Below are 10,931 nucleotides of genomic sequence, written 5' to 3' on the forward strand. Positions count from 1 at the left end.
CGTCTCTCAGGAACGGCGCCAATTATAGAATTTTCAGGAACATTTGCAAGGGGTAAATTCGAAAAAATTTCACTTTTTTTCACTTTTTTCGTTAAAAACAGGATGTATGCCGCCGTGATACAGATTATTCACATTCTGTAAACAAAAATCTTTGGGACGAGCCTGCCGGGAGATGGCGGGTCGGGGCCCGCCATGACGGTTTTATTCCAAACATTGGGCAATTTTTTCCGAAACCGTGGCGCTTCGTTTCAAGGCACTTGGTGTTTTTCTTAAAAAACAGGACGTGTCGTGCACTTTTTAAAGGGAGGTGCCCGCTCGGAGGCGGGCATGACAGGCGCAGAGTTGCTCATAATGGCGACCCCGCAACAAGTGCGGGGTGACAAAATCGGCGACAGCCTCGTTTTGCTTCAAAACTCCTGGCGATTTTCCCAAAACACCACAACGTTTCAAAAAAAACTCCTCGCGGAGTGCGGGGAGTCTCAAATCTATTCGATTACTTTATTTAACATCGCAACCGGCGCTCGGATTTTGCCAGCCGTTTTCTGCGGGAGCTTCGCCCGCCTTCCAGCAATGGAGCGTGTCGAGTACGTCGCCTTCCTTGTATGTGGACCAGTCGGTCACCTTCTTGATGTTGGTTTCCAAGGTGGTGTTGAATCGGGTCATGTAATGGTCAATCAAGTACTGCGGGCATTCCACTTCTTCGATGTAGTAAGTCGGATTGTCTGCAGCCATGTACCAGTCGGCAAACCAGTGGCAACCGCGCAACAAGTTCGGGAGACCCGCGTCGCCAAAGGCCGCGTCGCACATCCCCTTGATACAAGTCTGGTATTCGGCGAGAGTAGCGTCGTAACCGAGCTGGTTCTGGCATTCGGTCAAGAATCCGCCAAAGCCTGCGCCCCAGTTAAAACCGGCACCCTTGTTCACCTGAGTTGAGAGAGCGTCAAAGGCGCCCACGCCACCACCCGGTACCATCAAGTCGAACTGGCCTGCAGGTAAACTGGCGTCACCGCCAGCCACATCCATACCGATGTTAGAGGCCATCACGATCATGTGTTTGCCCTTGAGTGCCTTATGGGTTTCCCTGGGCGGGTTGTTTTCCATTTCGTTTCTAAAGTGACCGTCGTACTGCAAGTGATAGCACTTACCGCACTTGCTATCGGCAGTACCAGCCACGTAACCGTAAGACAGGTTTTCTGTCACCTGGATCGGAGCCATGTCGGTGCAGGTGAACACGCCCTTTTCCTTTTCGTCGCCACAAGCGCTTCGGGTACCTTCGTAACCGAGCCAAGCCTTACTGACATTACCCAAGGTAAAGGTAGGGACTTCCACATCGTGAATGTTGCAATTACGCGCCGTAGCATAATCGGCAAGGTACGCCTCGTTAGAAGAAGTATCTGCACGGGTTTTATCGTTAGAGCTTTCCTTAAGCCAAGAGCAGTGCGGCTTGCAGGCATCCCAGTAACGGGTATTCCAGCCACGCTTTGCCGTAGCGCTAATGTCCTTAGTGTACACCGCCGGAGGCGCACCGTAAGACTCAAGAGTCGGGAACCCACTAGCATCTAATTCAGGGCCTTTGCTACTTGAACTTTCTGTAGCGGACGAAACCGGATTGTCAACAGAACTAGATGACGAATTTGCAGATGAACTCGCCGGCTGGTCGCCCACATTGCTGGAGCTCGTTGCAGAACTAAGCGGACCATCAGCGGAACTCGAAGCCAGATTAGAACTACTGGAGTTCAGCCCAACAGAAGAACTGCTTTGTTCTTCCCAAACAACACTTGATGAAGAAGTCGCAGCAGACGGAGTCAGCAGAGACGAGGGATCATCAGAGCAAGCATTAAACATTGCACAAGCGCCCGCCGCCAATAAAGAACTCAATAAAACCTTTTTCATAACCTTCCTTTTAATACCTCGTCTAAAATTAGATTTAATCCTCTAAATAAGGAACAAAAAAAGGTTTTTAAAAGTGTTTTTGTGAGCAGTCCATAAAAAACTCCAGGAGCGCGGAGCGTTCTCAATTGCTTTCTGGCGTTGCGTGCACATTTTTAAAAAAGAGACGCCCGCTCAGAGGCGGGCATGATAAACAAAAGAGTTCGGTAACAGTCTCGCTCACGAAGGTGCCCGATCAAGGCGGGCATGACAAGTTCAACGACCGTCTCGTTTTTTGCGAAATAGATTCACTCACGGCTGATTGTTCAGCGTTTCCTTAGCAATGCACGAGTGTGCCAAGGTCGCCTTCAATAGCGGCACGTGTGAGGTTGCCCTTTTCCATCTTGAAAACGAAGATAGGCATGTTGTTTTCCATACAAAGTGCAACGGCAGCAGTGTCCATGACCTTGAGACCGCGAGAGATAACTTCTTTGTACGAAATGTCGTCGAAACGAGTTGCCGTCGGATCCTTGACCGGGTCTGCGGTGTAGATGCCATCGACCTTGGTGGCCTTCATGATTACATCGCATTCACTTTCAATGGCGCGGAGAGCGGCGCAGCTGTCGGTCGTGAAGAACGGGTTGCCCGTGCCTGCAGAGAAGATGACCACGGAGCCCGCGGACAAAAGCTTAAGAGCCTTGCGGCGGTCGAAAAATTCGCAAACCGGTTCCATGCGGATTGCAGACATAACGACGGAGTCGATGCCCTGTTTGTCGAGAGCGTCCTGCATGGCAAGGCCGTTCATCACAGTGCCGAGCATGCCCATAGCGTCGCCCTGGGCGCGATTCATGCCGCCTGCAGAAGCAGAGATGCCACGAACGAGGTTACCGCCGCCTATCACGAGAGCGACTTGCACGCCCTGCTTGACAATAGAAGCAATTTCAGACGCCATGTCAGAGAGAATGACGTTGTCGATACCGTGGCCCTTTTCGCCTGCGAGGGCTTCGCCACTGAGCTTGAGGAGAATGCGTTTGAATTTCATAATTTTTTTTGTTGGAAGTAGGAAGTTAGAAGTAGACAGAAAAAAAATGTTCCCTAGTAACGTCCTATGGTTAAAGGTTTATGTTCAAGAGCACCTTCGGCGGTGTCATGCCCGGCATAGACCGGGCATCTCCTTTTCATTCAAAAGAAATGTAATAAAAATAGGCTATGACTAATATTAACAGTCCTTGCTTTTTTCATACGAAACACCTTCTTACCGCAAATTAATGTATTTCTAAAAATGAATTAAAGGAAGGGATGGTTTTATGAGTAACAAGATTTTACCTCTTTGTCTTCTATTTTTGATGTTCCCTACGATGCTTTTTGCCGATATCGTATGGCAAGGGAAAAGGGTCCAAGCATGGCCAGAAGAGGCTAGGCCGACCTTCAACAACCAAAGTGCGGACAAGCCTAGTTTTCTCTTGGCACGAACGCCAGTCACACAAAACAAAAGCCATTACGCCGCCCCCAAGGGTAAAATTTACAGTTTAACGTTGCTCGTGGATTTTTCGGACCAGAAGGCGCCCGTCTCGGTAGCCGACGTTGAAGAATGGCTAAACAAGGAAGGGTTCAACAGAGACGGTTGCAACGGATCCGTGCGCGACTATTACTTGGACGTTTCCAACGGGCAACTCGACCTCACCAACGAAGTCTACGGATGGTACCGCGCCAAGCACCCTAAATCTTGGTACGAAAATTTGCAAGGATACACGGGATCGGACTCACTCATGAAAGAAGTGTTCAATTACTTCGATCCGCTAGTCGATTTTTCACGTTATGATAACGATAAGGATGGAACGACCGAAGCGATTAACATCGTCTACGCCGGTGCCGGACAAACTTGGGGACAAGGGTTGTGGCCCCATTCTGGATGGTCCAACGAAAAACGCGATGGCGTTAGGCTTACGCACCATCAAATGACGGACATGCCGGGCAAGTTTTCCATTTACGTTTTTGTACACGAAAGTGGCCACATGATTTTTGGTTGGCCGGACCTCTACTGGTACGGGGACTACTGCACCATGGGCAACCGCGCACATGACTTAAATCCGGTCGCCATCAACGACTTTTACCGCGCAGACCAGGGCTGGATTCCGTTTGTAGATGTGACCAGCGAAGACGTGAGTCTCGAAACGACAAAACCCGGCGAAGCCTGCTACCGCTACAAGAATCCCGCAAGGCCCGACAAAGAAGGTTTGGTGTGGTCCTATGTACGCAACACGGGCCGCAACAAAGTTCTCGCAGGAAGCGGATTATTAATGCAACACTACGACTTTTCAATTGAAGGCAACTCCGCCTCGAACAAACTTGGTTTAAGAATCGTACACGCAAGTGCCGCAGGCAAGTCCAGCGATGACGTAATAGACCAATGGCCAAGCCCAGGCAGCACCGCGAACACATTCTTCAAAAGCGGAACTTATTCAGAATTCTCGGATGACAAATACCCCGCCATTCGTTGGTATAATGGTTCCAAGACAGGGCTCAAAATCACGGACATCGGGACTCCGAGCGAAACGCTCACGTTCTGCGTCGGCGGGAACTGCACGGCACAAGAATCATCAAGTTCATCGGCCGTACCAAAATCCAGTTCGTCAAATGCGTCAAGTTCGTCGAGCATTCAAAATCCGCCAAGCTCAAGCAGCCAGGTCGAAATCAAGATTCAGAAAATCGCATTCGATGTAGCGCTAAAACTAGACAACAACTATGGTTACGCCTCGCTTGATTTGAAAGGTGATGACGTTGCTAAAATTTTAGGCATAAGCAAAAGCGAAATCGCAAGCAAGGTCAAGTTCTACGGCGTGGAACCCGACGGCACGCTCAACAGCCGCACCACCGGTGAAGGGACCGGACACTGGTTTGACAAAGACGGCAAAATCATTGCATGGGACCCGAACGGCACAAGCATGATTTATTCCAATGTCGATCTTACAACCATGACGACTAAAATCGGACACATGCCGAACAAAGTTGTAGCCGGAAATAATTACACCGTAAAACAGGCTGTAGTTTACGGAAGCAATCAAGTCAGCTTTGAATTCAACGTGACCATTACAGGAACGACAAGAATCGCGGACATCAAGAAAGTCCAGCGCGGCAAACCCGGAAACATGATTTTTAACGTTCTCGGTAAGCCCGTCGGTCAAAGGACAGCGTCTGGCGACCTCCCCGATTTGCCGAAAGGCGCATACGTAGAAATGGTTAAGTAGAACATCGAAAGCGCAGGCACTAAAGCCTGCGTTTTTTCAAAGCAAGCCTCATCAAGATTCTTCGTTAAACACTTGAACATCGTATCGCCAAGAGATTGCTTTGCGACAGCACGGAGTCAGCAGCGAATCGTCTTCTTTCAAGAAATACGCATGACGTTTACAGCACATCGCAGCCAAGTGTGTACAGTACCGAGCTGTATCTCGCGTATGGTGTTTCATATGGAAGCACGAAATCGTAAGCATTCGATCTTCAGCCATCGCATTCCACAACGGCCCACTATAATAATCAGGAAGCGAGCATCCACGAAGCCAAACCGCGAAAGCCCCGTTCGCAAGGGCGACCTCCAAAATCCGCTGCTCCGCTTTAGAGTGGAACGTCCCCACAAGGCACCGATGCGTTTCACCCATCTCTGCCGCCCATTGCACAAGGCGACAATCATCCGCATCAAAATGCCGCGACGCGAACACGCTGATTTTCACTTCGGGACCGCGCCAAAGCCGCATACTCCCATCGTAATTGACACCAACAAGCTTAATACGATTCATGAGAAAGACTCCTTATGCCACACATCAATGAGCATTGATTCTACTTCATCTTGAAATTCTTCATTAAAAACCTCTACGCAACCGAGCGACTTATAAAAAGGAACCGCTTTTTCGAGTGGATGAAGAATTAATAAACGAACCCCTGCTATTGAAGATTCTCGAATCATCTGCAAAAGTTTTTTGAAAGCCACAGAACCAATACCTCGATTTTGCCAATCAAGCCTAACTCCAAAAGCAAGTAGCATAATCGAAGGAAAGTCTTCATTGTATCCCGTATTTCGCAAATTAGCAGGTTTGGCCTCATACGAGCCAAAAGAAAATCCTGAATTAGCTATACTCGCCAAAGCAAGAATATCATCTGGCTTTACATTTTTCACTAGCTTATAAGTTTTTGAAAAATGTTCTTCGGCTTCATTAGGAACCACATTGCAAAAGAACGTATCCAAAGAAACGGGATCATCATCCTTTGTCGGATCAAATGGAGGAAAACAGAAATGCCCCCGAGAAGCAATAACCGAAATATCTTCCTTTGTGCAAGGAAGTAAAGAGAAATCACTAGGTTGAAGCATCAGCTTACTGATCGTCAGGCTTGTCTACAATCGGACGGTCAACCACAGGGACTTTTATTTCGCCCCTAAGGTACTTCAAGACCCTTTCAACCTGCGAAGGTGGCACCACAACGGGCTTACAATTGGGGAATCTTGCCGGTTTGCAACGAATAGCCATAGCCTTATCCTTATTTTGAAGGTGAATATATTAACTCTGGAGCTAACACTAAACAGGTGAAAGCCCGGCAACGCTCTAATAAACCGGCGTGTCTATAATATACCAAAGGGATTTTTGCAAAGCAAGGGGTCGAGCTGCGGACCATTCATTTTGCAAACAACAGTTAGCAAAAAGCCAGGCGTTGCGGCCTTTGGACACTTAGCACTTCAGTGCTTATGTGTACATGGCCACCTTTAGGTGGTCTGGCGTCTGAAGCCCGCACGAGAGGGTGATGGAAGACCCGGCGGGCATGACAAAAATGCAAATATCCTTCCTACTGTCTACTTCCTACTTCCGACTGTTTTAGCCGGGGCTGCAATCAGGGGGACAACTGCTTAAGGCGAGTATCGCGACAGGCCGTTTACGGACTGGCATGATTGAGCCGAACAGTTGGGACTTTAGTCCAACCTTCCCCCACCACCTCCTAAAAAACGTATGAACGTCCGATACACATGCAATTCAAGAAATAATAGATTCCTTCTCTTCGTTCGAGAAAGACAGCAATCGGCAATTCCTTAGCCGCATCGCTTAAATTTATACTACAGAAATATTACTTTTATTTTATTAACTCTTCGTGACTAAATGCGCGACTCATCCCATCAGACTTTCTTGAAATTGTTATCTTATAGCTCGTAAAATTTTGCAGAGTAGCAGGATTTTCAATTAACCGTTAAATTAAAACACTATAGTAATATGAGTCTTAAAATCGTTGTGCTTGCAAAGCAAGTACCTGATACACGAAACGTAGGCCCGGACGCCATGACGCCGCAGGGTACTATCAATCGTGCCGCATTGCCCGCGGTCTTCAACCCTGAAGACCTGAACGCCCTGGAGCAAGCCCTTCGTTTGAAGGACCAGTTCCCTGGTTCCACCATCTCCGTGTTGACCATGGGTCTCCCGAAGTCTGCCGAAGTCGTCCGCGAAGCTCTGTACCGCGGTGCTGACTGCGGTTACGTCGTGACGGACCGCCCGCTCGGTGGTGCTGACACGCTCGCTACAAGCTACACACTCGCCCAGGCTGTGAAGAAGATCGGTGACTATGACATTATCCTCGGTGGCCGCCAGGCTATCGACGGCGATACCGCACAGGTCGGTCCGCAGATTGCAGAAAAGCTCGGACTTACTCAGGTCACTTACGCCGAAGAAATCTTGAAGCTCGACGAACAGGCACGCAAGGTCGTGATCCGCCGCCACATCGACGGTGGTGTCGAAACTGTGGAAGCACCGCTCCCGCTGGTCGTGACCGTGAACGGCAGTGCAGCTCCGTGCCGTCCGCGCAATGCAAAGCGCATCATGAAGTTCAAGAACGCTACTGCAGTTGCCGAACGCAAGCCGGAAGATGCAGACAAGTACGCAGCTCTCATCGCTAAGAAGCCCTACCTCGACATCCCGCAGTGGGGTGCAGCCGACATCGACGCCGACCCGACCCAGATCGGTAAGGCTGGCTCGCCGACGAACGTGAAGGCGGTCAAGAACATCGTGTTCAAGGCCAAGGAAAGCCGCACGCTCTCCGCAAGCGACGCCGACATTGAAGGACTTATCAAGGAACTTTTAGACGGGAAGATTATTGGCTAACCTATGAATAACGTATTTGTATATTGCGAAATTGAGGGAACCACCGTCGTTGACGTTTCCCTTGAACTGCTTTCCAAGGGTCGCAAGTTGGCCAACACTCTCGGCGTTCAGCTTGAGTGCATTTGCGCTGGCAAGGGCCTTGATGGCATTGAAAAACAGGTTTTCCCTTACGGTGTGGACAAGGTTCATGTGTTCGACGCCGAAGGCCTGTTCCCCTACACCACCAACCCGCACGCTTCTCTCGTGGTGAACCTCTTCAAGGAAGAACAGCCGCAGATTTGCTTGCTCGGTGCTACAGTTATCGGCCGTGACCTCGGCCCGCGCATTTCCAGCGCCATGCACAGCGGCCTTACCGCTGACTGTACCGAACTCGAAATCGACAGCTTCGAAATGAGCATCGGTGGCGTGAAGAAGTTCTACGAAAACCAGCTCTGCCAGATCCGTCCGGCATTCGGCGGTAACATCGTCGCAACGATTGTGAACCCGGAACACCGCCCGCAGATGGCTACCGTCCGCGAAGGCGTGATGAAGAAGGAAATCGTGGACCCGAACTACAAGGGCGAAGTCATCAAGCACGACGTGGCCAAGTACGTTCCGGAAACGGAATACGTGGTCAAGGTGCTCGAACGCCATGTGGAAAAGGCCAAGCACAACCTCAAGGGCGCCCCGATCGTGGTCGCCGGTGGTTACGGTATGGGCTCCAAGGAAAACTTCGACATGCTGTTCGAACTTGCCAAGGAACTCCACGCTGAAGTCGGTGCTAGCCGCGCCGCTGTGGACGCAGGTTTCGTCGATCATGACCGCCAGATCGGTCAGACTGGCGTAACGGTCCGCCCGAAGGTCTATATCGCTTTCGGTATTTCCGGCCAGATCCAGCACCTCGCTGGCATGCAGGATTCAGGTATCATCATCTCCGTGAACTCCGACTCCCGAAGATGATCAAGTATTACAAGGCAAACAACAAGTAAGCGCTATGGCAAATTTCTACACAGATCACCCCGAGATTAAATTCAACCTCGAAAGCAGCCCCTTGATGCAGCGCATTGTCGAGCTCAAGGAAAACGGCTTTGCTGACAAGGACAATTTCGACTATGCGCCGGAAGATTTTGCCGACGCTATGGACAACTACAACCGCGTGCTCGAAGTCGCTGGCGACATCACCGCAAACACGGTCTTCCCGAACTCCGAAGACGTGGATGCCGAAGGCCCACACTGCGAAAACGGCCGCGTCCGCTACGCATCCAAGACCTACGAAAACCTTGAAGCCACCCGCAAGGCTGGCCTCAACGGTGTCACGATGCCGCGCCGCTTTGGCGGCCTCAACTTCCCGATTACCGCCTACACGGCCATCAACGAAATGATTGCCTCTGCAGACGCCGGTTTCGAGAACATCTGGTCCCTCCAGGACTGCATTGAAACGCTCTATGAATTCGGCGACGAAGACCAGCGTTCCCGTTTCATCCCGCGCATCTGCGCTGGCGAAACGATGTCCATGGACTTGACCGAACCGGATGCAGGTTCTGACTTGCAGCGCGTGATGCTCAAGGCCACCTACAGCGAAGCTGACAAGTGCTGGTACTTGAACGGCGTGAAGCGCTTCATCACGAACGGCGACTCCGACATCCACTTGGTGCTCGCCCGCTCCGAAGAAGGCACGCACGATGGTCGTGGTCTTTCCATGTTCATTTACGACAAGCGTGACGGTGGCGTTGACGTTCGCCGCATCGAAAACAAGCTCGGCATCCACGGAAGCCCGACTTGCGAACTTGTCTACAAGAACGCCAAGGCTGAACTCTGCGGCCGCCGCAAGTTCGGTCTCATCAAGTACGTGATGGCCCTCTGGGTATCAGCCAGATGGCTTACAACGAAGCTCTCGCCTATGCCAAGGACCGTAAGCAGTTCGGTCAGGCAATCGTGAACTTCCCGGCTGTGTACGAAATGATTTCCAACATCAAGGCTCGCCTCGATGCAGGCCGCGCCCTCTTGTACCAGACAGCTCGTTACGTCGATATCTACAAGTGCCTCGAAGACATCGAACGCACCCGCAAGCTCACCGACGACGAAAAGAAGGAACTCAAGCTTTACCAGAAGCTCGCTTCCGCTTGCACGCCGCTTGCAAAGGGCATGAACTCCGAATACGCAAACCAGAACAGTTACGACTGTATCCAGGTTCACGGCGGTTCGGGCTACATGCTTGAATACGCTTGCCAGCGTCTCTACCGCGATGCTCGTATCACCTCCATTTACGAAGGTACGACGCAGCTCCAGACGGTTGCAGCACTCCCGCACATCACCACCGGCAGCTACGGCCTCATGCTCGAAGAACTCGAAGCCATGGACGTTCGCCCGGAATACGAAAGCCTCAAGGCTCGCGCCAAGGCTATGGACGAAAAGTACAACGAAGCTATTGAATACGTGAAGTCCGTTGAAAACAACGAATTCACCGACCTCTGCAGCCGTCACTTGTACGAACTCGCCGCCAACTGCGTGATGACCCAGTTGCTCCTCCGCGACGCCACCAAGGCACCGGAACTGTTCGACAAGAGCATGAAGGTGTACTTGAACCTCGCCGAAGCTGAAGTCGCAAAACACTACAACTTCGTGAAGAGCTTGAGCGTGGAAGCGATGGAGAGCTACAAGCAGGTGTAGTTAGTAGACAGTAGACGGTAGACAGTAGGAAGTAGAAAGTGATTAGGGAATAATCGCGGCTACGCCGCCTACTAACGCTGTCATTGCACTTCGTGCGTCGGTTATCCAAGCGAGTGCAAGCACTCGCGCTGTATAACCTAGCACGTCATTGCGAGGGACGCAAGTCCCGAAGCAATCCATAAAGTCACAAGCCACCCCTAAGAGGGGTGGCTTGCTTTGCCCCTAGAAGGGGCTGTTACTGCCAGCGCCTTAATGACGCTGGCTTTCTCTTCGTTCAAG

Annotated in this window: 7 protein-coding genes and 2 pseudogenes; 4 read left to right on the plus strand and 5 right to left on the minus strand. The window is 50.9% G+C overall.

All coding sequences use genetic code 11. The features are described 5' to 3' along the window. Nucleotides 1-498 precede the first annotated feature (498 nt). The gene (locus HUF13_RS16750; protein ID WP_173476171.1) at nt 499-1,893 is read right to left on the minus strand and encodes a glycosyl hydrolase family 5; all 1,395 of its coding nucleotides are present in this window, start codon (nt 1,891-1,893) and stop codon (nt 499-501) included. A 313-nt stretch (nt 1,894-2,206) separates the two neighbouring features. After that, complete coding sequence (gene pyrH, locus HUF13_RS16755; protein WP_074209136.1) at nt 2,207-2,914, minus strand: UMP kinase; 708 nt, start codon at nt 2,912-2,914, stop codon at nt 2,207-2,209. 262 nt (nt 2,915-3,176) lie between these two features. Here pyrH and HUF13_RS16760 point away from each other — a divergent pair, with 262 nt between their 5' ends. Then, nucleotides 3,177-5,117: a M6 family metalloprotease domain-containing protein gene (locus tag HUF13_RS16760; RefSeq protein ID WP_173476173.1), complete on the plus strand. Its 1,941-nt coding sequence runs from the start codon at nt 3,177-3,179 to the stop codon at nt 5,115-5,117. A gap of 51 nt (nt 5,118-5,168) precedes the next feature. On the opposite strand, the gene HUF13_RS16765 is transcribed toward HUF13_RS16760, so the two are convergent. Genes HUF13_RS16765 through HUF13_RS16775 form a run of 3 tightly spaced genes read right to left on the minus strand, consistent with a single transcriptional unit; the run spans nt 5,169 to nt 6,389 of the window. Next, nucleotides 5,169-5,663 carry a hypothetical protein gene (locus HUF13_RS16765; RefSeq protein WP_173476174.1) on the minus strand — a complete coding sequence of 165 codons (495 nt, stop codon included), beginning with the start codon at nt 5,661-5,663 and terminating at the stop codon, nt 5,169-5,171. After that, a complete protein-coding gene (locus tag HUF13_RS16770) occupies nt 5,660-6,232 on the minus strand; it encodes a GNAT family N-acetyltransferase (protein ID WP_173476175.1) in 573 nt (190 codons plus the stop codon). The genes HUF13_RS16765 and HUF13_RS16770 overlap by 4 nt, the downstream gene beginning before the upstream one ends. A 4-nt stretch (nt 6,233-6,236) precedes the next feature. Next, nucleotides 6,237-6,389: a hypothetical protein gene (locus HUF13_RS16775; protein ID WP_173476176.1), complete on the minus strand. Its 153-nt coding sequence runs from the start codon at nt 6,387-6,389 to the stop codon at nt 6,237-6,239. A 732-nt stretch (nt 6,390-7,121) separates the two neighbouring features. Between HUF13_RS16775 and HUF13_RS16780 the strand changes: the two genes are divergently transcribed. The 3 genes and pseudogenes from HUF13_RS16780 to HUF13_RS17685 all read left to right on the plus strand — a co-directional run bounded on the left by HUF13_RS16780 (nt 7,122) and on the right by HUF13_RS17685 (nt 10,652). Then, on the plus strand, nt 7,122-8,003 hold the full coding sequence (locus tag HUF13_RS16780) for an electron transfer flavoprotein subunit beta/FixA family protein (protein ID WP_173476177.1): 882 nt from the start codon (nt 7,122-7,124) through the stop codon (nt 8,001-8,003). Between the two features lie 3 nt (nt 8,004-8,006). Next, a pseudogene (locus tag HUF13_RS16785) lies at nt 8,007-8,930 on the plus strand (electron transfer flavoprotein subunit alpha/FixB family protein); the annotation flags it as partial. 46 nt (nt 8,931-8,976) lie between these two features. Further along, nucleotides 8,977-10,652, plus strand: a pseudogene (locus tag HUF13_RS17685) (acyl-CoA dehydrogenase family protein). Nucleotides 10,653-10,931: the final 279 nt, after the last annotated feature.

Source organism: Fibrobacter succinogenes, from assembly GCF_902779965.1.
Lineage (GTDB): Bacteria > Fibrobacterota > Fibrobacteria > Fibrobacterales > Fibrobacteraceae > Fibrobacter > Fibrobacter succinogenes_F.